1 protein-coding gene is annotated in these 245 nt (G+C 64.1%); it reads right to left on the bottom strand.

Going from position 1 to position 245, the window contains the following annotated elements; all coding sequences use genetic code 11:
* A partial coding sequence (locus tag ACPYOJ_RS36300) for an enoyl-CoA hydratase-related protein (RefSeq protein WP_481420528.1) occupies positions 1–245 on the bottom strand: 245 nt, incomplete at both ends.

Consider the following 245-nt stretch of genomic DNA (forward strand, 5'->3'; position numbering starts at 1 on the left):
CGCCAAAGGTCGCGTCGTCAGCCGCGATCGCAAAGTCGCAGGCAATGACCGGCGTGAAACCACCGCCGAAACAGTAGACGTGAACCATGGCAATGGTCGGCTTGGGGAAGTTCGAGAGCTTGTCCCAGCGCAAGGAATGGGCCGCACGACGGGCGCGGGCGCGGGACTTCGGATCGTTTTCGGTTCCGCGGAAATACAGCTTCAGACCCTGCCCGACACAGGAGTCGCCGCCCGCTCCCGACAGG

The sequence above is a fragment of the Rhizobium sp. SVR5-9E genome (assembly GCF_056755095.1).